Annotated in this window: 22 protein-coding genes; all 22 read right to left on the bottom strand. The window is 44.4% G+C overall.

Translation table 11 applies throughout. From position 1 onward, the window contains the following. Positions 1-114: 114 nt before the first annotated feature. Positions 115-1,332: a glycosyltransferase family 4 protein gene (locus D6024_RS22270; protein ID WP_240410122.1), complete on the bottom strand. Its 1,218-nt coding sequence runs from the start codon at positions 1,330-1,332 to the stop codon at positions 115-117. A 5-nt stretch (positions 1,333-1,337) separates the two neighbouring features. Further along, positions 1,338-2,150 (bottom strand): hypothetical protein, encoded by an 813-nt coding sequence (locus D6024_RS22265; RefSeq protein ID WP_121357033.1) that lies wholly within the window; start codon positions 2,148-2,150, stop codon positions 1,338-1,340. Between the two features lie 59 nt (positions 2,151-2,209). Beyond that, a complete protein-coding gene (locus D6024_RS22260; RefSeq protein ID WP_121357032.1) occupies positions 2,210-3,103 on the bottom strand; it encodes an alpha-1,2-fucosyltransferase in 894 nt (297 codons plus the stop codon). Positions 3,104-3,207: 104 nt separating this feature from the next. Continuing rightward, the gene (locus D6024_RS22255) at positions 3,208-4,356 is read right to left on the bottom strand and encodes a glycosyltransferase family 4 protein (protein WP_162944942.1); all 1,149 of its coding nucleotides are present in this window, start codon (positions 4,354-4,356) and stop codon (positions 3,208-3,210) included. A gap of 118 nt (positions 4,357-4,474) precedes the next feature. Next, complete coding sequence (locus D6024_RS22250) at positions 4,475-5,233, bottom strand: FkbM family methyltransferase (protein WP_121357030.1); 759 nt, start codon at positions 5,231-5,233, stop codon at positions 4,475-4,477. Then, on the bottom strand, positions 5,230-6,153 hold the full coding sequence (locus D6024_RS22245) for a hypothetical protein (protein WP_162944941.1): 924 nt from the start codon (positions 6,151-6,153) through the stop codon (positions 5,230-5,232). The genes D6024_RS22250 and D6024_RS22245 overlap by 4 nt, the downstream gene beginning before the upstream one ends. 89 nt (positions 6,154-6,242) lie before the next feature. Beyond that, positions 6,243-7,496, bottom strand: coding sequence for a glycosyltransferase family protein (locus D6024_RS22240; RefSeq protein ID WP_121357028.1), 1,254 nt, complete (start codon positions 7,494-7,496; stop codon positions 6,243-6,245). Further along, positions 7,497-8,324, bottom strand: coding sequence for a glycosyltransferase family 25 protein (locus D6024_RS22235; protein ID WP_121357027.1), 828 nt, complete (start codon positions 8,322-8,324; stop codon positions 7,497-7,499). Next, positions 8,308-9,462 (bottom strand): glycosyltransferase, encoded by a 1,155-nt coding sequence (locus D6024_RS22230; RefSeq protein ID WP_205573349.1) that lies wholly within the window; start codon positions 9,460-9,462, stop codon positions 8,308-8,310. Before D6024_RS22230 ends, D6024_RS22235 begins: the two co-directional genes overlap by 17 nt. A gap of 3 nt (positions 9,463-9,465) precedes the next feature. Continuing rightward, a complete protein-coding gene (locus tag D6024_RS22225) occupies positions 9,466-10,446 on the bottom strand; it encodes a glycosyltransferase family 2 protein (protein ID WP_121357026.1) in 981 nt (326 codons plus the stop codon). 23 nt (positions 10,447-10,469) lie between these two features. Beyond that, entirely contained in the window at positions 10,470-11,396 is a 927-nt protein-coding gene (locus D6024_RS22220; protein ID WP_121357025.1) for a glycosyltransferase family 2 protein, read from the bottom strand. Further along, the gene (locus tag D6024_RS22215; RefSeq protein ID WP_162944940.1) at positions 11,396-12,316 is read right to left on the bottom strand and encodes a glycosyltransferase family 2 protein; all 921 of its coding nucleotides are present in this window, start codon (positions 12,314-12,316) and stop codon (positions 11,396-11,398) included. The genes D6024_RS22220 and D6024_RS22215 overlap by 1 nt, the downstream gene beginning before the upstream one ends. Positions 12,317-12,512: 196 nt before the next feature. After that, positions 12,513-13,460 carry a glycosyltransferase family 2 protein gene (locus D6024_RS22210; protein WP_240410127.1) on the bottom strand — a complete coding sequence of 316 codons (948 nt, stop codon included), beginning with the start codon at positions 13,458-13,460 and terminating at the stop codon, positions 12,513-12,515. Between the two features lie 75 nt (positions 13,461-13,535). After that, a complete protein-coding gene (locus D6024_RS22205; protein WP_121357022.1) occupies positions 13,536-14,546 on the bottom strand; it encodes a glycosyltransferase family 2 protein in 1,011 nt (336 codons plus the stop codon). Positions 14,547-14,695: 149 nt separating this feature from the next. Then, positions 14,696-15,838, bottom strand: a complete 1,143-nt coding sequence (locus tag D6024_RS22200) for an acyltransferase family protein (protein ID WP_121357021.1) — start codon at positions 15,836-15,838, stop codon at positions 14,696-14,698. 65 nt (positions 15,839-15,903) lie between these two features. After that, entirely contained in the window at positions 15,904-17,163 is a 1,260-nt protein-coding gene (locus D6024_RS22195; RefSeq protein WP_121357020.1) for a glycosyltransferase family 4 protein, read from the bottom strand. A gap of 58 nt (positions 17,164-17,221) precedes the next feature. Further along, complete coding sequence (locus D6024_RS22190) at positions 17,222-18,160, bottom strand: glycosyltransferase family 2 protein (protein ID WP_121357019.1); 939 nt, start codon at positions 18,158-18,160, stop codon at positions 17,222-17,224. Between the two features lie 5 nt (positions 18,161-18,165). Continuing rightward, positions 18,166-19,311: a glycosyltransferase WbsX family protein gene (locus D6024_RS22185; RefSeq protein WP_121357018.1), complete on the bottom strand. Its 1,146-nt coding sequence runs from the start codon at positions 19,309-19,311 to the stop codon at positions 18,166-18,168. A gap of 61 nt (positions 19,312-19,372) precedes the next feature. Next, the gene (locus D6024_RS22180) at positions 19,373-20,284 is read right to left on the bottom strand and encodes a glycosyltransferase family 2 protein (RefSeq protein WP_121357017.1); all 912 of its coding nucleotides are present in this window, start codon (positions 20,282-20,284) and stop codon (positions 19,373-19,375) included. A 54-nt stretch (positions 20,285-20,338) separates the two neighbouring features. After that, on the bottom strand, positions 20,339-21,175 hold the full coding sequence (locus D6024_RS22175) for a class I SAM-dependent methyltransferase (RefSeq protein WP_121357016.1): 837 nt from the start codon (positions 21,173-21,175) through the stop codon (positions 20,339-20,341). A gap of 50 nt (positions 21,176-21,225) precedes the next feature. Then, the gene (locus tag D6024_RS22170; RefSeq protein ID WP_162944939.1) at positions 21,226-21,879 is read right to left on the bottom strand and encodes a CmcI family methyltransferase; all 654 of its coding nucleotides are present in this window, start codon (positions 21,877-21,879) and stop codon (positions 21,226-21,228) included. A gap of 15 nt (positions 21,880-21,894) precedes the next feature. Continuing rightward, complete coding sequence (locus tag D6024_RS22165) at positions 21,895-23,205, bottom strand: ABC transporter ATP-binding protein (protein ID WP_121357014.1); 1,311 nt, start codon at positions 23,203-23,205, stop codon at positions 21,895-21,897. Between the last annotated feature and the right edge of the window lie 34 nt (positions 23,206-23,239).

Below are 23,239 nucleotides of genomic sequence, written 5' to 3'. Positions count from 1 at the left end.
AATTCGATAACGTACCAAAACCACAAGGCGGCTGCAAGGCCTCCCAGTAAGCTCATACCCAACCAAGCATTCAACGCCAACATCAGTATTACCAGGACAACATACCGCATTTTTCTAATTTGTTTGCATTTGCAAAACTGTGTGTTCAATCGCATCCACGATTTGCTCGAAGCTGAAATTCTTTATTCGGGCAAAGGACGCTTTTCTTGTTTTTGCGTATTGTGCAGCCGAGTTTTTTAACGTTTCAATGTAGTCGATGACTTTGTTCAGCTCGCCATGCTGAAAGATGATCCCATTATTCTTCACCAAATCCACCGCCCCGCCAACCTTACCAGAAACGACAACCGGAAGACCGCAAGCCATTGCTTCGTTGACCGCCAAACCCCAGGTCTCACCAGGACCGGTACTGGGTAGGATGAAGAGGTCACTTGCCGCATAGACGCCCGGCATTCTAATTTGATTCTGAAAAGGAAGGAATTTAACCTGCGAATTTTTTCCAGCAGCTTTATGCAACTGTTTCTCCAGTTCACCATTGCCAACAATCAGGAAAACTATCCCCTGGTCGGAAATTTCAGCAGCCAACTCCAGCATGAAAAATGGATTCTTTTTTTGTTCCAGCTTGCCGGCAAAGAGCACGACAAAATCATCTGCGGAAATATTCAGTTCTTTCCTTAGCTTTTCACGTCCATTTTCCTTTTGAGCTGCAGAAATAAAACGTTGGTTGTCCACAGCATGCGGCGCAGGAATCAACTGCCCTTCTTTCAGACCGTGTTTTTTGTAATAGGCCTTATTGTTTGTACCGACATAAAAGGCGTAGTCAATATGGCTGTAAACCCAGCGTAAGGCCAATCGCCTGATCACTGTTTTCAGTCCTTTCTGCTCGTCCAGCAAGGTGGAATCGCCACGGAAATAAACTGGTACTTTCCCCTTAAAGTGTCGGATACAGCGAAGGTGACTTTTGAATGCCCAACCAATGACTAAAATACAGGTGGCGCCGAATGCCTCAACATTCTTTATCAGGTCCGGATTTTCGATGCCGTGAAAGTGATGTGAACCGGGCTTTATCGCCGTATTTTCAAGAAATTCATGCTCGTAGCCTTCCAGCAAAGGAAGGTCCCATTCAATTTCCTTTCTAAAGCCGGGATCGAATTTGTTTTCAATACCTCCCGTGCCCCAGGTATAAAACACTTTGACCTTCACCTTCCCCCGGTCGCTTAATAATTTAAACCAGGGAGCGTAATACTGAACCGGATGGGTGGTGACAATGGCCAACCTGGGAGGACTACTGTCCATTCTTTCAACTTGTCGTGTGAAGGTTTCAGGCGGTATCATGGATTTTATTTCCGAAGCACCCAGATTTTTTGGTAAAGGCGCCGGTAAGGCATCGCCAGGAGATAGTATAGAATATTCTTCAGGACAGGACGTTTGTTCCCTCCTCTCACTTCGGTATCGGAAATCCGGGTCGCTACAAGGGCTTGTTTCAAAAAGCGGTCATAGCCCTCAAAATGATGAAACAGGATCTTTAACCCGTATTCTTTTTCGTATTTGTAAGCCAGTGCGCTGAAAACACTTTGATCGTACCGGTTTTCCACAAATTTGGGGCTTTCATTATGGAGCAATTCCTGTTGAACATCGACAACAAACTCCGGATTCCGGACCATTGTCTCTTTCCACTCCCTCGCAAAGGCCATTGTTTGCCTGTTCTTTTTAAACAAAAAGAAGGTGGCGGAAACCTGGTACCTTTTTTTCCAGTGCTTTCCGATTGCCGTATAATTATCCAATACATTTTTACGTGTATAGGCTTCGCAAGTCAGCGGAAGCATAAACACGACGCCATTGTATTTTTCCAGCAACCCGAAATATTTCTTCCACTCCCTGCTCCTGAAAACGGTACAACCGCAGTCGGCATAAACCAACAAGTCACCTTCGTGCATTTGTTCCAATGTCTTTTCAACAATGTATGGCTTCCAAACAAAGTACCCGCCGCCTTTCCGGTAGTTAAATAGCGGAGAGGTCAGAAATTCTTTATCAAGATCTTTCCTGCTATACGTAACTACCTGGTCGAAGTTCCCGGTCGCAATTGCTTCTGCGGCTATGCGGCGTTTACTTTGTTCGTAATTCTCATCCCCGTATGTAATGAAGTATTTCATTATCTGCTTCCTGCTTATTCAAGGCGGCTCTCCAGGAGTCCGCCGTGTAAAGGTTTGCTTCAGCTTTTGCTATTTGCTTGTTTACAAATTTCCCGGTGAAGGCTTTTCGTCAGTTCGGTCAGTGTTTCCGGCGATTCGAAACTGACCGTTCCTTCATAATGCCGGTCATTGATCTCCCATGGCCTGATATCACCATACCAGTCGCCGTGCGGTTTGATCACAATGGCATTTGACAAGAAAGCGGCCCAGTAACTGAACGTGCTGGTTTGCGACAGGATCATGATCCGGCACCGGCTCATTTCCAGGATATCCAAAATATCAGCCTTTTGCCTGGCCAAATGTGCATTTCCCAGCTGCAGTACGTCTTCAATTTCTTCCCTTTCCGCATCCGTGTAAATTGTGACGCGGAGGTCCCGTCCTGTTTCGGAACGGATATATTGAATGCACCGGATGAAGAACTCGTTTGGCGTAATTGTACTTCCCAGCTTAAAATCTCCCCTGCGAATATGGACCGCAATTTCCGGCCTCTCAAGAGAGGCCATTTGCCTTGCTAAACGCGGCTGAAGCAGTTTGTGGATTTCCGCTTTGATCAATTCCCGGTAGGGCTTAATTCCATTGAACAGCTCATTCTGGCTTATTGGTTCTGCAAACCGGAAGATGGTTGGCTTAAACGGAAGCGTACATTTTGCCACAGGAGGCTCGTTGACGACCCGATGCAAGCGCTTCCGGAAAAGCATCGTCATTCTCTTCTGTAAAGGGCTTTCCTGAAAATACCCCCAGTAGATTCTTTTTTGTTTTTCATTCCGCTTCCAGGCGCCTAACCGGATTCCCCACCAGGAGGAGGTCACCAGCGGAACGCCGTTCAGCTCACTGAACACCTTCGCCCTGGCCCAGATCAGCAGCAAGTTGCCTAAACCGATTTTTGGTAAGTCTGCGTAGACCCTGTGCTTCATCGTATGGAAAAATTAAGATCCATCAGCTGTGCTCCTTCACCCGGCTGCCAGTCCGGTTCGATGTATTTGTCTTTTCCAACGAACGAGGTTGCAGACACTTTTCTTTATTGTAGTTTATTTAACAGGGAAACAAGCTTTCCCGTGACTTTAAAGGCCGAAAATTCCTCGAACTCTTTTTTCACAACAGAGCCGGGAGAAAATGATTCCTGAAATTCTTTGAATTTTCCGAATGCTTTCGGAACCAGTTCCTGCAGGCTGCTGATGTTGTCTTCGGTTATCCCAATGGTCACCCCTGCTCCTGTCCTGTTTAACAACCCAAAGGCCTGGCTCTTTTCGTGTAAGACCGCAAGCACGGGCCGGGAACTTAAGACGGCCTGATAAACTTTCGACGGTGTGTAGTGCGGCTCCGTACTTCCCAGGATAAAGGTCCCGGAACTCGCTTCCAGGTGAACCAAAACATCCAGGTAAGGAATCCGGGCCGGATATTCAAAGACGAAAGAATGCCAAAGCCCGAATCTCTGAGCCAGTGGCTTGATGTTGTACCCCTGAGGATCATTTGGCGTCCGGCCAGTGCCAATAAAGTGAAATTCCACATCCCGGAACAAAGCTTTGTTTGCCCGGATCGCCCTGAAAATTTGCTCCAATGGCTTATAGGCTTTTGGTAGCATGGCCCCCGCGTAAACCAGTTGCAGTTTCCCCTCTTTTTTTTCGAATAAATAAGGCTTCAATCCAAGTTCTCTAACCTTGTCGTGATCGCCCGGCTCGCCCCCATAAGGCATGGCTCCGAACAAACATGTTCGTTCAAGCCTGGGGTTCCTTTCTTTTACACCCTGGTAATACCCTTCGGCCACCCCTGTGATCAGCGAGGCCTTTTTTATTGCCAGCGGTTCCAGCAATCCGGCCAGTTTCATGCTCCACCAATGACGGGAGAAGGTCTTTTCTGCACCAGGAAACCGGTGCACCCAGGGGTCGATGTAGTCGATTCCGTACTTCACACCTGTTTTCCTGTGGAGGTAAGGCCCGATCAAAGCTGCATAGAAAGAAGGGATTGGTATATACACAAAGTCAATGGCCTCTTTCCGCACGAGCTCAAGGGCTTTTCTCCGCAATTGCAAAAATGCCCTGAGTCCAATGTCCCCGATTAGCCGGGGACTTGAAACGCGAAATGCCTCTACTTTCTCTATCTGCTGTTGTTGAGGCAGCAGTTTGGCAAGATCCAGATCCAGTTTTTCTTCATAGTATCTTTCATCCACGGTTAAAATGACCGGATTCCATCCGTACGCAGGCAAGTGCTGTGCAAATAACCTGCTGCGGTGGACGCCTGCAAGGTTACTTGGAGGATAATGGGGACTAATTATCAATATTCTCTTTTTACATACCATTGCTGGCCCTTTTCTCTCTAATCCAATTCACTAAATAATACAAGTGAATAATTGCCTTGTCTCTCGGTTGCATTTTGACTAAATCTTTATTCAAGAATATCATTTCGACGGGCCAGGAATGATTTGGCGCATCAGTAAAGGACACAAATCCAAACGTGTTCAGCTTTTTAATCGTCTCAATTGTGCGTTTATGTAAATTTTTATTCACCCAATCATGATATTCTACACTGATTTGTTTAATTCTGGCAAGTTCATTCCAAGTAAATGTTTCAAAAAGATCCAATTCTGCACCTTCTACATCAACTTTCACCAGATCAATGACGCTATTTTCAATAGCTAACTTTTCAAGCAATGAGCTCCACGATAATCCGCATACCGTTTCTACTCTGTCGTTCTTCCAATTGTCAGCAAAACCTTCCATAAGGCTACTTGCTTCGGCATTAGAACTAACATAAAATGGCAATGGACCATCTCTCTTGGCAATAGCAAAATTGAATTTTTTGTTTGCGTCAAAATCCATAGCGCTAATGAGGGATGCATTTGGCTCAACCAGAAAACAGTTTGCACCGTAATGGCAGGACATCATTTTTGAAAATTCGCCAGTATTTGCACCGAGATCCACAACAACTGGTTTATTCTTTTCTATTCCTTGTTCATAAAACCAATGTCCACGTATGTTTTTAAAACCTGCCAGTTTTAATAAAGCAGCGGCCAGCCATTTTAATAAAACATCAACCCTCGTATTCATTTCAGAGTTCTTCTTTTGCTTGGAAAGTCTCTCAATGTCAACATTAATAGTTTTATTAGATGTTTTATGCCTGGATTTACTTTTCGAATTGTTCTTTTCAATCTGGCGAATGAAATTTTTGAATAGTAATAATTTTCAAAAAACAACAGTATTTCCTTGTTCGACATTGATACTAACAAGGGGGTTCGCAACGCACCTGCCCAATGAATAAGATTAGGATAGTGTGTACCGCTTTTAACAGCATCTAACGTAATTCCTCTAGCTTTTTTCGTTTCACTCCATATCATGAAATCTTTTCCCTTAAGCTGAATGGATCCTTGCTTTGACAACTGAGGCAGAAGGTAATTCAAAACAGATTGATCATGCATAGGAAAAACATCAAGCCTCTTCCAGGATGGAGATCCATTAAAACTAAAATAAGGAGCTAACGTTTCCTTTTTTATAAAATTGCCAAGGCAAAAAATTTGACCACAGTTAAAGGTAAAGCCGGCATACGTATAATTCGGGTCATATTTTTTTAATTGCTTGCAGTCGAAATAAGTCCTTTTAAACCATTCTGAACCAGGATCTGAAAACGTTTCCTCACTTACAATCACATCACAATTGAAGTCTTCCACATATTTTTCATCTAATAGTCTTCCGGTGAAAACTATATCAGAATCGAGCACCAAGAACCTTTGTCCTGCAAATCTTTGGTCACAATAGAAATGAATTTTGGCTGCAGACATTCCAAATCTCTTCACCGGATATTCAATCACATGCACACTCCAGGTTTCCTCTATTTCTCTTGTCGAAAATTTGCCGGGTAGCTCATCCTTCAAAAGGAAAATTTTTACATCCGGGTAATAGAAACGGATGCTTGCCACGCAAATACGGCAAAACCATATATCGTGTTTTGTTACATTGATGACAATATTCACATTGTGCTTCAACTTTTTAATTTTGGAAGTGAATCAGTTTTTAGTAAATACGCGTTTGACAAATGATGGAAACACTCTTAACCTTTCAGTTAAGTTGTTTTCATGCTGCCGACGAAGGAGTTTCTTAGTTGATTGCTCAGGCCGCACAAGACCGATGTCAGCTTGGCCCCTTCATTCTCCCAATTATACTTTAACTGAGCCAAACGATGAGCAGCTTTCCTGGTTTCAGTTAATCGTTGTTCATTTTCAGTGAACTGAATCAAAAGCTGTTTCAGGGCATGAACATCGCCCATACGATACAAGAATCCAACGCTATTGTTTTCATCAATAAATTTCCTTTGTGCCAAGGTGTCTGAAGCGATGATGGCATTGCCGGCAATAAGATAAGTAAACAATTTATTTGTTAGACAAATATTCCTATTATACGGCTCTGACCTTTCCAATGCCAATCCAATGTGATGATCGCTGCAAAGGGCAAACAAGTCAGCTTCTCTTAATGGTTTCAGAAAGTGAATGGAATGCATTTCATTAACAAGAACTTTTCGCAGTTCACGTTCCGTTTTCTTGTCACAAAGTCCTACTAGCGTAATGTGCAGCTTCCTATGTTGAACCTCATTTGCAGCCGCCAATATATCCTGAATGCCCCTATTCAACCCTATTGTTTGAGAAAACCAAACCAATTTCAAAACATCAAATGGCAATAGCTTTAAATCAGTCTGATATTTTAAGGAAAAGACATTGTTTATTGTCGGAACATTTCTTTTGTAGATCGCCGCATAATTGTCTGCAATCAGGGGGCTGGCAGCGGTAATATAACCGGCATCTGGCAAAAAGGTGTCTTCTAAATACTTGATGCGACGGTAAGCGCCATTTTGATCGCCCACCTCTCCCCGGTGAAAATCTTCGGCATCAAAAGCATATTGCGAAGGGTTCGCATTCGCCGCTTTTGCAGCTACGGCTAATGCCCCAAGATTGTGTGCAATGTATAAATCGGCTTTCTCTTTTTTTGCAGCGCGGAGAAGTTCAGAAAATGCCCTCGACCCAGCTCTTGCCGATATATAAAGATTGCTTGGAAACAGCGTATTTAATGTCCGAAAGAACTTATGGCGTAAACGTGTATACGTATAAAGGGAAACCGAAGTTTGCGGGTTGCCTCCCATTTCCACCCATTCAATTTGTGGCAATCGCTGCTTGATTTCTTCATCGTTTGGATTTGCCCAGGCAGCCCAAAAGCAATACAACACCGTTACCTGGTATCCGTATTCAGAAAGTGCAACCGCTTCTTTTACGATCCTGGGATTGGAAGAGGGTTGCCCCGACGTAATCAATACAATTTTCTTCAATTATTTGGGTTTAGGTAACTGAGCCAGCACATCATCTCTATTCTTTGGCTGGCTTGGTTTTTCAAATTCATTCTTCTGCGTCCAGGAACCATCATAAGCGCCTTCCTTTCCAAGGAGCGGATATGTTAGGTACACATTCAAATAACTCTGACCTACCAGTTTCCCGATTAAAATATCATCCTGGTCTTTCCGCAATTGATCAGGCTCGTTTATTAGTTTTTGAAGCCCCTTTGGCGAATAAATAATACCGAAAATTCCGCTGATTTCGCTGTGACAGCAATCCAGATGGTGGGAATATTTTTTTACCAGCAGCTTCTTTGTGTTTTTAAAAAAAGGGTCCCATTTCCTTTTCCATTCAATGATAAACCGGAATGCACGCTTTTTTGCCTTGCCCAACCGGGTACTCAGAATCAAAGCATCCCAATCAGGCGGGAGTTCTTTGTAGGCAGCCACCAGCGTTTTCCGCCAAGAGTTCTCCAGCACAAGATCATCCAGGAGAATCACCAGGTTTTCATTTTTGCCTTGGCGGGCAAAATCCTGTATCAGCTTTTTCTCTGAGGCGAATGCGCCGAATTGCCCTTTGGTCCAAATACGACAGTGATCACGATCCATGTCGTATTCCGCAAAAACCTCCTCCGGCATATACGCCACATAGGGATATTCCAAATATTCTTTGGTAAGATCTAATCCATAGTGAAAGGAAAAATCAATACCTCTCAACGCTTCCTTCATGTACTCACGCCTGTCTTTGTTCCTTTCGATGGTAAGGACAAAGACGTTCCTGAAAATTTCTTCGACTTGCGCCTTACCGTTACTTTTTTTCCGCATTTTGTTTTTCGTCTAATTCTGCAATAGGTGTACTTGCAACGATAGGCTTCCCCGAATTAGGAATCGCATTCTGTGCGTACTCTTTCCTTTTCCTTTTTATCTTCAACACACCGTTATAAAGCTGCACATAATTTTCCACCATCGCCTGAGCGCTAAACTTTTCAGCTGCCCGGCTTCTCACCTTCAAGCGATTAATATTGTCCAGTTTGCCAACAGAGGCAACCATTTCATCAATTCCAGTACAGCAAAAACCCGTCATGCCCTCTTCGACAACCTCTGGAACCGCACCTTTGGACATGCCGATAACGGGTGTGCCGCAGGCCATGGCCTCGGCCATCACTATACCAAAAGGTTCATTCCATTGAATGGGCATCAGCAGGGCCGCTGCGCTGCGGAGCAGGTTATTTTTTTGCATGTCATCAACAGGGCCAATGTACCGGATTTGTTGATCGAGAAAAGGACGAACCTTTGTATCAAAATATGCTTGGGCATAAACGGGTATGTTCCCAGCAATGATCAAACCCCTTCCTGTTTTTTGCGCAACCTGTATGGCTTCGTATGTTCCCTTGATCTCTTCTACCCTGCCCAAAAAAACCAAAGGTGCATCCGCTGCCATCACTTTCTGCAGGCTATATTTATCAAAAGGAGCCGCATTATAAACTGTAAATGCGGGGGCAAAAGGCACTATCTGGTCCGTGATGTAATCGCTGCACCCGGTAAAAATCAGGCTGTCATTTTTTGCAAGAAGCCGGGCCTTTTTTATTTGCGCAAGAGATGGTTCCCGCTGATAACTCATGATTTTCGGAATCCCAGTAGGCAAAATAAAACTCATATAGGCCAAGCGGCTGAAACTGTGTACAAGATCAAACCTGTTCTTCCTAACGGTGGCAGTGAGTGTGACGGTGTTCCTTACAACATCCGGCAGGTGCTGGCTCTTTTTCCCTTTCCAGGGTACGAGTTGGCAGGGAACCGTTGAAGCGGCGTTTGCACAAAGTGTTACACTGTGGCCACGTTCCACCAAGCCACGAACGAGTAAGTCAACGATCCGTTCTATGCCACCGTAGGCCAAAGGTGGTACGGGTATTTCAGGATCACAAGTAACGAGGATGTTCATTTGCTTTTTGCTCTTTGCTTTCACTTTTTAAGTTGAAGCTCTTTCACGCAGGAAATATCGGAACAACCTTGCCGCACGCCAACCAAAGATCTGCTTCATAATTTCTATCAGCCTTCCACCCAGCAAAGGCGGCTGTGCTTTTACAGCTAATTGCCTGTATCGTTTCAACGCTAATTTGGACAAGACAGGATGAGATGGATAGTGGTAAACCGCAAAGTCTAGGTATTGTTTTGCCATGGCCTTTTTTACACCTTCGTGCCCCCCTTTCTTCTGCAGGTAATCATGTTTCAGGTCGATGGTCAATAGGGTATTCATTAGGTATTTGTGGCTCCTGTTACTGCTTAACTGGTTAGCGCCGTCCTCCATGCGGTAATAATTGTACACACCCGGTGTATAGATAATTCCCTCGCTTGCCAATATCATCCGTGCAAAAAATTCACCGTCATCATCAGGGCAGCGGTAGGGCCGCCATCCTCCTGCTTTTTCGACCAACGTTTTTGGCACCAACCAGGAATTGGTTTGAATAAAATTCGACGGTCCATTGCCCCCCCACAGATTAACCAAGAACTCAAGCGGAGAATTACTTGAATATATAAATCGCGATTGATCTGGAATGCATAATTTTTCCACATCGACTTTCCCGGAGAATTGAATGTAATTGCAAACAGCCAGCTTATTTGGCTGTCCCTTCAATGCTTCCACCTGTTTTTCAATTTTGTCGGGGCTCAGCAAATCGCCTGCGTCCAGAAACTGGATATACTCGCCGTTTGCTGCTGCCAGTCCTGTGTTGCGGGCAATGGCAGCACCGGCATTCCGTTGATGAAGAACTTTTACTGACACATTCTCAAACTTCCTGGCAATTTCATAGCTACCGTCTTTCGAGCTGTCGTCAACGATTATCACCTCCTTGTTTTTGAATGTCTGACTGAGAGCACTTTCAATAGTCTGAGACAAAAACGGCACAGCATTGTAGACAGGAATAATTATCGTAACTAAAGGCTGCTGCATTTCCAATATGGAATTTTCGGGAATTATTGACCTCTTTTCAGAACGCGAAACAAGTACTCTCGAAAGAAATACGCACCCAAAGGCCAGGTTTTAAACAAGAACAGAAACGGTTTTGACGCTGAGGGCAGCGCATCTGTTTTCAGTTCCTTTGCTATTTTCAGTGCATTTCGCACAAGGGCCCATTCGTTGTACTTTCCAGCCCATATTGCTTCGGTAAACAAGGCATCACAGACATCTGGCTTGTACTGCTCCTGTACCTGATTGCCAATTTTCTGCCACAAACACACCGACGCAGTTATCCATTTCACGGGCTGTTTTGAAGACATACTTTCCGGAAAAAAATTTTTCTTCATGCAAGGGTACTTGATAAACTCATAGCGAAACCCATTCAAAGCTGTTTTTACAGCACATGCCCTGTCTTCATTGTACAAGACCAAAGGATCGGTATCGAACCCTCCAATTGAAAGAAATTTGTTCCTCCTGACAACAAAAGAATTGAAAAACTTTTGCGTGACCATGAAACGAAAGGAATTTTGACGAAGCAATTGTTCATCAAGCACGGGCGCATCCTTAACTTGGTCTGTTGAGCCATCCACATAAATATAGCTCAACACGATCATGTCGGCATCGAGATGATTTGCTCCAATAACCTTATGGACGTTAGTTGAAAAATCAGGCAGCAATTCATCATCACTGTCCAAAAAGAACAGCCATTCACTCTTCGCATGCTGAGCCAACTGGTTCTTTCCGAATGAACAGCCTTTGTTCACTTTTCCGGAAACAACTGTTGCACCATGTGCTTTTGCCACAGCTACCGTATCATCTGAACTGCAATCATCATAAACTAAAACTTCATCGAAAGGGACCGATTGCTTTTCTACGGAGGAGAATAGCTTTGGCAAACACCAGGATGCGTTATAAGCCGGAATGCACAATGCGAGTGTAGCCATCAGATGTGAAGTAGACCTGTTAAAAAATCATTGATTGAAAACTGTGCATATTGCACGGCTTTCGCCGTCCTTTTCCAATCCCTTGTTTCCAGCCAGAACTTTACAAGATTGATAACGAAACGTCTTTTATTCTTCTTGCTGAGGTACCGAATATCCTTTTTTAAAAGTGGAAGCGGAATTTCTACCAAAGCGTCTCTCAGATAACGATAGTTGTTGTAGAGATAGCTATATGTGTTATTTTTTTCCTGCAACTCGTGTAAGCGATAGTTTACAAGTGGAAAAGGAAAGAACAACACCGGGGTTGAGGCAGCCAGTTTTATGTGGTGATACATATCATTAGCGGGTCCGTATTTTTCAGGGTATTGCATCTTTTCCAAAAAATACGACCGCAATACGATGGTCGCACAGGGGCCAAATGAAAGTATCGGTCTATGAAAAAAATGGGTTTTCAATACCTCTTCAGAAGATAAAACTGTTGGCTCTAGATTTCCCAAATGTGAAAAGATCCCAAACCTTGCCTGATGTGTCTCCATTTCCCTAACCCATTTTTCCAATACTCCCGGATACATGGTATCATCGGAATCAACGGTTACCAGGTATTTTCCCTTTGCATATTTTGCGGCCCTGTTCCTATTCGGGTAATCACCCAGGTTACGTTCATTTCTATACAAGTGTACCCTATGATCAATAGTTGCGTAACGCTTTACGATTTCTACTGTTTTGTCATTTGAAGCGTCGTCGACCACGATCAATTCAAAATTTAAATATTCACTGTTCAACACACTCTCGATTGCTTCCGCAATGAATTTTTCCCTATTGTAAGCAGTCATTAAAACGCTTACAAAAGGAATGGCAGTCTGATTACATCCTGAATCTATGCTAGCCATTTTTAAGGAAAGCTTTTGTACAGTTTTATGCAAGTTGTTTTCTGTTTAGAAAATTTATTTAATACGGGATACTATCAGTTTCCTTTGAAGAAAGATTGTTGCCATTAATTAATTTAAAATCCCTGGTGGTTGAATCCAGAACGATTTGAAATGTCATTTATAAAACCATCTCCTGCTGTTTATGAACATTATGACGAAGGAAACACTTTAAAATCTACAGGTCTTTTTTCTAAAATGATTTTATAGCGGCTTTGGCAGTAGCTATAATCAGGTAACGGGTAAATGCGCTCAGGCTGCCAGTCGATAAGTTATTGTGGAAATAAAAACGCATATTGGCAAGATTTACTTTACTTCCAATAATCCAGGGAGCCTGATGGAACGACCAAGTTAACAGGCTTCGATATATCTTTGATTTTTCGCGTCTGGACCTGGCTGCCGGCAGGAAGTTTTTCAGAAAGGAAAGCGCTTCGCTTTTAAGCAGGGAGTTCGACCGGGTAACATTGCTTCCATGTTTTCTGAAATAATTCAAGGTTTCGCTTACATAGGCGATATCGGCACAAAGAGACAGATGCAACCACAATTTCCAATCACCGCTGTTTTTCAAATCTTCCGAAATCCAGACACTGTTTCCTACCAATTGACCTCTTCTGATTAAAACCCCGCTGGCATTTGGTATCACGTTTTTATGAACCAAATGTTCAAAAAAGAATTGCCTGCCTGTATAAAGGCCATAGCCATCCTCGGGCCGATCAGGAGCTTTCCCGAAAGTCCAGGATTGCAGTATCTCATCGTGTTCGTTGACCAAAAAAGAGCTGCAGAAAACCAACCCGATGTTCTTGTTTCCGGCAATGACAGGCACCATTTTTTCCAAAAACCGGCTATCATTGTAATCATCACTTTCGGCAAACCAGATGAATTTTCCTTTCGCCAAACTGAGCCCTTTTTTCCACTGCGAAAAGGTATTTCCGGAGTTCTGCTCATTATAAACAATGTGCTTTACCTTTTCCTCCTTCCTATATTTCTCGATGATGGCCCTGCTGTTATCGCTTGAGCAATCATCAAGGATAATGATCTCGTAATTCGTGAATGTTTGATGGATCACCGAGTCAATCCGCCGCTCCAAAAAAGCAGCGTGATTGTAATTGGGAATAATAACGGATACGTCAACCGAGTCCATTAAAACCTGGATTTTGTCATCCTGTTTGTATTCGTACCTGTGCCGGGCTATGGATTCATTCATATACAAGTGCCTTTATGCTGTCTTTTGGTAACGCAGCAACCAGAGATACAAGGCACCCCTTTTTCCTAAAAAGCCGCGCAGGAGCTTCATTTTTAGCGTATCATAAAAAGAAATGGAAGGATGCAACCGGACTGTTTCCTCCAGAACAGGCAAGAGCATGCTGATTTTTTCTTTCTTCGATTGAGACAAAAACCACATGTACCATCGTGCAATAGCTTCTCCCATTTCCCTGCTGAACAGGTTACGTCCAGCCAGTAGCCTTTCCCACTTTTGAAAAAACGGTAGCATGTCGGCAACCGAAGTTTGGTTGTGGATTCTTTCATGTTGATGGTGTCGCCACAAGCCGCACAGCAGTTCCTGGTAATGAAAAACGCCACCCACAAAAATTGCCCTCAACTGGAAATCAATTTCCTGCATGCGTTTAAGTGACACATCCCAGCAGCCTGTTTTTTTTACAAGCGACCGGCGCATAAGAAAACTAAAATTAGCGATAGGCTTTTCAATTGTAAGGATCTGACTGATCAGATCACTGGAGCAATAAGCCTTTTCATAATTGGCATTGTTGGGGGCGCCTTTTTCCCAATCGCCAAATACACAATCGCAACCTGGTTCTTGATTTAAATAGTTTACTTGTTCGGCAATTTTATCACTGTATAAGAGGTCATCCGAGTCCAGGTATTGTATGTATTTACCCCTGCTGGCCATGGTTCCTGTGTTACGTGCTGCCGGTGCACCGGCGTTTGCCTGCCGGATATATCGGAATCTCAGTTCGTCTGAATTCCTTTCCAGCCATTTCTGCATGATCTCTTTGGTATTATCCGTAGAACCGTCGTCCACCACAAGACATTCAATAGGCCGGTATTTTTGGTCAACAATCGATTGGAGAGCTTCTTCCAGGAAAGAAGATCTGTTATAGGTCGGAATGATTACCGAAACCAACCGTTCAGTACAATCTGTTTGTATCCAACCTTGCAAGTGTTCTTTTTTAATAGTGTGCAACAAGTTGCCAGTCTCACAACTCATTATTTGCCAGTTGTGCCTTAATTGAATGTTTCCAAAAAATCAAGCTCCAGGCATTTATCGAAATCAAGCTGAGATCTTTTTCGCGGCTGCATCTTTTGGGAGCGAAGAATGTTTTGCCAAGTCAATGCTGGAATTTGATAAAAGCAAAATCACACAGGCTTTACAGGAGATCGCCTGATCAATGACCTGAGCGTTGATTTTGCCATTGGATTTCTTTTCATCCCCTTTTCTTGCTCATAAGCAAACCACTTTTCTTTCAACGCCAGGATGGGTTTTTCGATGTATTGAAAAGAAATATGCGCTACAAGGAGTGTAAGGGCAGAGTACAACGGAAGCAAAACAAGATAATCGTTGTAAAACAGGTACTTGAAAATGCCCAGGGACTTCCTGTCTATTTTTTCCCAAATCTGCGGAATGAAAAACTTTCCTCCGAAGTAATGCCTGACCAAAATGTGATAGAGGTAAATACCGTAAGAAATCGTACCGATATAGACGACACGCCTGTTTTGCAAAAACTTACCGATAGAGGAAAAGGAAAAGCCTTTGTGCACGATTTTTAAAACGAGGTAAAGCGAAACCACCGGGAAGGCAACATAATCTATTCTTCTTTCCCCGCTTAACAATCCAATCAACAAAACCAAGGCTAAAGTTTCCACCGTTTTGCTTTCCAGTAGTTGTTTTGGAATTTTTCCTTCTTTGTAAATGATCGCGCCATAAGCTCCTGCCAGCAGTGTCATTAACCTTGGGAAGAGGCAAAAGTAATTGTGCGGGGCAATCGAGTTAAATGCACCGGTAAATACCTGTATGATGCAAAGTACTGAAATGAAAGCAATGATGCATTTTAGAACAGTATGTTTCTTTCTTAGTCCCAATACCAGGAATGGCCAGAAAAGGTAAAATTGTTCTTCCACGCAAAGTGACCATAAATGTCCCAATTCGTTTATGGGCAGTTTTTGGTAAGCCATTGCATAGTTGTAAGTATAAGTCAGAAGGTTGTACTTATACTCCTGTGCATTGGTGTTTCCGATCAATAAGAGTACGAAAACGGTGAGGTAGTAAATGGGGAATATCCGCAAAGTTCTGCGTCCAATGAATTTTCCGTATGCCTTTCTGAAAGGCTCTTCTGATTTTAAAAGAATCGACGTAATCAGGAACCCACTGATCACAAAAAATAAGTCAACGCCATAAAATCCGAGGGCTGTTTTCGTTCCCAATTGCCAGAAGAAGTGAGAGATCAGAACAAGGGAAATGGCGACACAGCGCAGTCCGTCAAGTTGTGGATTGTATTTCATGCGGCAGTTAGTAAAAGTTGAATAAAGAGCTTCTGAAATTTTCCTGATAAACCAGCAGAATATTCCTACAAAACAGCGATTTTTTTTGAGTTCAGGTACAACAAGTTGTTGATCTCCCTGTTGATTGCCTGACCAATTACCGACCAGTCATATTTCTGTCTCACCAAGGTGTGGGCACAGTGACGCTGTTCGTTAAAAATTTCTTTATTCAGGAGGAGTTCACTAACACAAACAGCAAATTCTTGCGGTTCATCGGCAATCCTGATATGGCGGCCGTTCTCCAGTACGAGCCCCTCCGCGCCAATGGTGGTGGAAACGACCGGGTTGCCCATACTGGCTGCTTCCAATATTTTCAACCGCGTGCCGCTACCGCTGAATAACGGAACAATGAAAACAGAACTGGCCACATAATAAGGACGAACATCATCTACAGGCCCGACAAAGTGCACAGAAGAATCATTCACCAAGTCCTGATACGGGCCTGGCTGATTCATCTTCCCTATAATCGTTAAAGTCAGTTCCGGAAACCGTTGTTTCAGTACCGGGAATACAGTTTTGTAAAACCATAGAATTCCTTCGGTATTCGGGGCGTAGTCCAGGGTTCCGCAAAAAAGGAGATTCCGGATACCGGCTTTGTCCACATTTTCAACAAATGGCCGTGCTGCGCAATCCACGCCATTGGGAATCACCTTAACAAAAAGCCGTCCTTTGTTGAGGTCATCCAGCTTTTTCTTGTCGGCTTCGCTGCAGGTAAAACAAAGATCCAGGGTGGAGTGAAATCTTTTTTCCATTGACAGCGCATCGTTCGCATATTTCTTCAGTGCCGCATTGCGGTCGAACCGGCGAAACTGATTCCAAAGTGTGGAATCAACGTTGTGCGCGTCGTAAAGCTGCAGTGTTTTCGGAGAAAGGCGCCGGACATGTTTTTGCAACAAAGCGAAACTGTCCATGCTTTCATAATTTACGAGATGGAATTCATTTTCCCGTAGTAACTGTTTCAGAACCGGATAGGTTCTGAGTAAATATAAATTGCCCAAAACAAAAAGCGACCGTTTTAAAAGCCGGCTGTTGATGGCATTGGCAATCCGCTCCGGAAAAATATTGAACACTGAGCGGTAGCCTGGTTCATCAGAAGTGGAAACAACTTTTATATTGTCCGGAAAAGACGGCTCGGTTTTCCTGTTGAAATCCTGCAGGGATTGCACTGTCAGCAAGGTCACCTCATGCTCTTTTGCCATTTCCCTTAAAATGTGAAAACAGCGAAGTGCACCACCGTACTTTGGAGGATAGAATTCGTAAGGTATAATGGAAAGGATTTTTGCCATCTAAACAGTTTGACTACCTGATTTCAACTTTATATAAATGATGTCTTGTATTCTCCTTTTACACTGGAATGAAATACAACTGATGTATTTTCTTATAAAAGAAAGCAGAAAGAAGAATTGACGGATTTCTTACCGTCTGTTGCCAGAAAAGTTTTTTTACCCCGAAATCCTTACCCCAAACAAAATCGTGCAAACAAATAAAAAAGCTGTTTTTCACGTCAAACTGGAAGGGCTGCCGGACAGCCCAATCGAATAGAGCCTGGTACATCTGCCTACTTGCCTGCACCACTTTCTCCACCTGGTGAATGCTGTTGTTGTCGTGTACGCGGCGAATGGCGACCGGTTCGTCAATGCTTCCCGCAACCAGCGTTGTGGTTAAAGATAACTTTAGCCAAAGTTCCGTATCCTCCACGTAGCGGATGTTGGTGTTGAACAAACCGGCTTTGCCGAATGCACGCTTACGCAAGGTAATGGCGCTGGTATGAAAGCGCCCCAGACCTCCAAATAACAGTACCTTGAAAAGGTCTTCTGGTGCTACTTCTTTTTGCAAGGTAGTTTTCTCACTTTCGTAGCGCTTAAAAAATTTCTCCCGTGCCGAATCATTTTCAAACACTGCCAAATTGCAACCGTATACACCGTCTACTCCCAGATTGGAAAGAAAGATTGCCTTTTCTGCCTGAAAACGATTGGGCAGGTAAAGGTCGTCCGCATCAAGAAAGGCAATAAACTCACAGAGCGCCTCGATGATCCCTATGTTGCGGGCCGCTGCCGCACCCCGGTTTTTTCCGTCAGGCTGAACCAGAACTTTTACTTTGCTGTATTTTTTTTCCAATTGCCTGCAGAGAGCCAGGGAATTATCAGTCGAGGCATCGTCAACCAAAATGACTTCACCGGTTTCGCTTAAGTGAACGACCGACTCCACTGCTTCCTCGAGGTACTTATCTGCATTGTAAATGGGAACGACCACTGAAACGGAAAAAGGGATCTGATTGCTCATACTGTTTACTGTACCTCTATTTTAGTCAATGGTTTTCTATATTCTTTACTGGTTTTCTGGTAACGCTCAAGCGCTGATTTGAACGCCTGGAGACAGGCATGACCATATCGCTGATCGGGCTCCAGATAGTTTCCTTCTGCCCATTCATTCCAGGATTTCAGAAGGACAATTTTCTGGCCTTCCGGTTTGTTTTCGGTAGCCTTGAATGCTTTGTAACAAAGTTCCTCAAAACGTTCAGGTGTAAATCCCTGAAACATCCAGCCATCTTTTCCACTCCGTGGCGTGTTGTCCCAATTGGTGTAGACAAGCGGGTATTCATCAAAGCGTAAAACCGTGTTCGGATAGCACTCCACGTATTGCCCGTATGAAACGAACTCCGGCAAATTTTTCTTCAACAAAATCCGTTGCAACCTCTCTTCTAGGGATAAGCGACCGGACAATTTTTGAAGAAAACCGCGGTGCCTGTACCGGTCGCGGAGAATCCAATATTGAACCATAGCATCATACCCGTGCTGTTGGGGGTTCCAGTCGGGCAGCATGTGCATGCCGACAAAATGTAAACCGTTCAGCCCCTCTTTTACTGCAAGTTCCTGCCAGCACTCCACGAACCGATTTGGATCCGGAATGTCCATAGGCCGGAAAATGAACACCAGCTTTTTCCCGTTCACTTCGATGTATCGCGGATCCTGGAAAGCTTCCAGCAACGAATAGAAATGCCGCTTGTCATCTTCTCTTCCCGGGTAGGTTTGTTCAATCAGCACTTTTTTATTGGACAACCCGTGCCAGGTACCGCTCCAGGTTTGATTGGCCCAGCCGATACAAAAAGGGAAATCCGGCTGGCCCGATTGCACAACTTCCGTGAACGGCCGTTCAATCATTCGCTTGCCGCCAAACCAATAATGCCAGTAACAAAATCCATAGATGCCGTATTGCTTTGCCAAATCAGCCTGCGCCTGCCTTGCCTCGGGTACCCGCAGATCATAAAATCCCAGGTCAGCCGGGAGCCTTGGTTGCCAATGGCCTTTAAACAGGGGCTTTGCTCTTGTGACGTTTGTCCATTCCGTAAAGCCTTTTCCCCACCAGGCGTCATTTTCCGGAACGGGATGATACTGGGGAAGGTATAAAGCGATTGATTTGATAATGTCTGTCATGCTGTTTTCCAAATTCTTTCAGGTTACCGTTTCGCGGCTTTCAGCTTCTATAACTCTATTTTTAAGATGTCCTGAACGTCGCAGCCCGGAATATCTTTTTTAGTTTACTGAAAGGGTTTGCCTGTTGTACGATTTCTTCTTTCAGCAAGTTTATTTCCTGCTCTATGCGCATCCTGTCGAATTCTTTCTTCTCCGGGAAAAGTTCCGAGATCTTTTTTTCGAAATGCAATTGCCGTAACCGGGCCTTCGCCGGCCCTTCCTTTTCGAGTTCTTTCTTTAACGGATTCAGGCGGTCTCCCAGGCCCACCTGCTGCGTTGGATGGACACGGTACTGGATAAATGATCCATTGATGAACCGGAGCCCGTTCAAACCGGCAGCGATCAGTGCCAGCCAGGCATCATGCCAATGCGCCGTTTGAGTGCAAAAGGGAATTGCTTTTTCCCTCAGTGTAGAACGAATGGCCACTGCGGCACCAGTGACTTTGTTGTTGTTGCGCAGAAGGTGGTCGAAGGCAGTACCGTTGCTCTGCCACGCTTCTCTTGTTTTTTCATCAAAGCCCCACTTGTCCCAAAGAGTGCCGTGCAAACTTTGACCGTTTTCATCCATTAACTCTCCGTTCGAGAAAACAAGGAGAGCATCGGGTTCAGTAGAAAAAAGGGCCAGGTAAGCGGCGATTTTTCTTTCTGTCCAAATATCATCCTGGTCGGACAAGAAAATAATGTCGCCATTCGCCATCGTGACTGCCTGTTGGAAATTTTCCCTTGGCCCAAACCGCACCGGATTTTGGCGAATGATTACGTGAAAAGGTGCTCGTGACTGAAATTCCTGCAGGATAGCCATTGTGTTGTCAGTGGACATGTCGTCGCAGACCACAAGTTCATCCGGAAGGATGGTCTGCAGGAGAAAACTATCGAGCTGCTCTTGCAGATATGCAGCTCCGTTACAAGTACACAGGACAATGGAAACTCTCATTTTTCCAGTGTGGGGTTTGCCAACGTAGTAAACTTCTTCAGTTGGTCACAGACTTTACCGGGACCGGAATATCCGAAGCGGGGAAAGAATAAGATGACCGAGCCGGTAGCTCCACGAACTCCGGACAGCTTCAACTCCCTGGTGTCTTGCTTCAACAATGTCTTTTGCACCGGAAAGACGTATTGGCAGGTCATTGTCGAATACGCTGAAGGCGGGATTTGCAATTGGCTGTTCAGATGCAATCGCAAGATTATAGACAGGCCGAAACCCTTTTCCCGGCTTTATTTCGTTGTAGTTTCCACTAAAACTATCGAAACCACCTGCACCGTTTTCCGGCACCACCAGCGAACCCCGGAACATGCCCTGCAAAAAAAAGGCAGAATGCCCGAAGTGTCGCTGCACCAGGGCTTTCAACTCACCGAAGTACAGTTCTTTGATGTGAAAGGGATTGCGGTAATTCGGCAAATCGGAATAATATTTTTTGTCAGGGGAAGAAAGAATCAAAACTCCGCCGGGCTTCAGCACCCGTTTGATTTCTTTCATCATTTCTTCATGCCGGTCGTGGTGCTCGATGGTTTCAAAGCTGACCACCACATCAACAGAATTGTCTTCTACCGGTATGGCGTCTGCGCTTCCCTGCTGGAAAATCAGATTGCGTTTTCGGTATTTTTCTTTGGACGCCTGCACTGTTGCTGCGTCAATGTCCACGCCATAAACTTTTTCTGCCGATTGTGCCAGCAGGTTTGACCCATAGCCTTCGCCGGAAGCAATATCCAGCACCACTTTGTCCTTTGCGTATTGAAGAGCAATAGCGTACCGGTGAAGGTGCTCGATAGTATTTTCATTCAAGACGAAAGTTTCCAGCCGTTCGCCTGTCCATTCTTTGTTCATGCTCTGAAAGGAATTGTTTTCTATTGTTTTTCACTGGATAAACGAAGCCGTTATTTCACCCGCTTCAGATAACCCATTGTATTGAAAGTAGCGCCTTCTCCAAAGAAGTTGTGCCATTTGAGATCCAGGACAAATTCAGGATGAACGGGAAGAAATTCCTTGATTGCACGTACCGGGCCACCGTTAAAATTTTCGGTCAACCCCAATCGGTCGATGATTCCATCCTCCACAATGAGATAGGAGTCTTTTGTTACAACCGGTGCAAAATGGTTGATAGCAGCGAGGGTGTTGTCGTAATGGTGTGAAGCGTCTTCGATCACCAAAATTCGTTCGCCTTTAATCTGGCTGAGATCGTATTTTTCCCAACCATCAAAGAAAAATTTTATCCTTGGATGTTTCTTCACTTCATCAGGCACCCTATCTGCAATGTCAATGCTGTGTATTTGGCCGTGACCGATAGCATTCAGCAAATCGGCCATGTAATAGGCGCTGCCCCCATGGTTGGCACCAATCTCCACGATCAGATCAGGCTTTACTTCCTGGATGATCATTTGGTAAAGTACATAATCGAAGGGGCATTTGAGACAGGGAACACCTTTGTACGTAATGTTGTAATGACCCTTGTAGACGCCTGTCAAAGAAAAGTTTTCTCCTCTTACACGAAGCTTTTCTTTTTGTCTTATAATTCGTCTAAGTAAACTCACAAACAAAGTTTTAATTTATGAATGAATGGTACGTGCTTCCCATTGGAGCAAAGGCCTGACAATACCTGGGAACCTCCCAGGATAAAAGCCGCGAGCCGAATTGCCATCGATATAGTCGATAACCGTAAATGCCAGCGCTTCGGGTTCGTTGAAGTGAATATGTAAACTTCCGTAGTTTTCAAAAGCTGCAACGGCAATCGTAAACAAGCCTTCCGCCAAAAAATGCGGTGGAATCCACCCGGTGACTTCGTACAAGCCAGGCAGCCTTGTCTCTTCCTTCCCGATTGAGGTATTCAGATCATGACTACTGAAAACGACCAGCCCGGATTCGTTCTTGATCGTAAATCCGTGGGTAAACTTTCGTACCGGCTGCAAGACCCGAAATGTGAACGTAATACCTACCTGTTCAGAAACTTCCATGATTTCTTTTGTCTCACCTTTTGTATTGTGCACCCTTGCTTCCAGCAGTTGCATGAAGTCGTTCCCTGGAACAGCAGCAGCATCCGTCCAATTACGATGCGATGAGGTTCCAAGGTCGGAACGCAGGTAGGCTGATGTTACACTCTCAACTGTTCCTTCGCGACCAATTGTTCCGTTTTTGAGAAGGATCACACGGTCGCAAATCCGGTTGATGATTTCCATATTGTGGCTCACGAACAAGATTGTCCGGCCGTCTTTTTCGCTGACTTCCCTCATGCGTCCGATACACTTGTTCTGAAACTCTGCATCTCCAACAGCCAGCACTTCGTCCAGGATCATGATCTCCGGTTCAAGGTGTGCCGCTACGGAAAAGGCAAGCCGCACATACATGCCACTGCTATACCGCTTAACCGGTGTATCAATGTATCGCTCCACACCGGCAAAATCAACAATCTGATCGAAGCGTCGTTTGATTTCCTCCTTCGTCATGCCGAGAATGGCGCCGTTGAGAAAAATGTTTTCTCGTCCACTCAACTCCGGATGAAATCCTGTTCCAACCTCGAGCAAACTTGCAATGTGCCCTTTGATTTTCACACTACCGTGGGTAGGTGCAGTGGTCCGGCTTAAGATTTTCAGCAAAGTGCTTTTCCCGGCTCCATTGCGGCCGATAATGCCCAGCACTTCACCATCCTTTACCTCGAAGTTGATGTTTTTTAATGCCCAGACATAGTCGGTACTTCCCATACGAGTACGGTCGTTTACCTCACCAATTTTCAAATAAGGATCGTCTTTCCCTCTCACACGGTGCCACCACCGATTCAGGTCATGACCCAAGGTGCCTGTGCTTACCTGTCCAAGACGGTATTGTTTTGAAAGGTTCTCGACCCGAATAACTGTTCTACTCATCTTTCGAATTAAATCATTTATTTAAATTCCTACT

The organism is Flavisolibacter nicotianae (assembly GCF_003628535.1).
GTDB classification, from domain to species: domain Bacteria; phylum Bacteroidota; class Bacteroidia; order Chitinophagales; family Chitinophagaceae; genus Flavisolibacter; species Flavisolibacter nicotianae.
The sequence above is the reverse complement of the archived record's forward strand: the minus strand, read 5'-3'. Positions and strand labels throughout refer to the sequence as shown.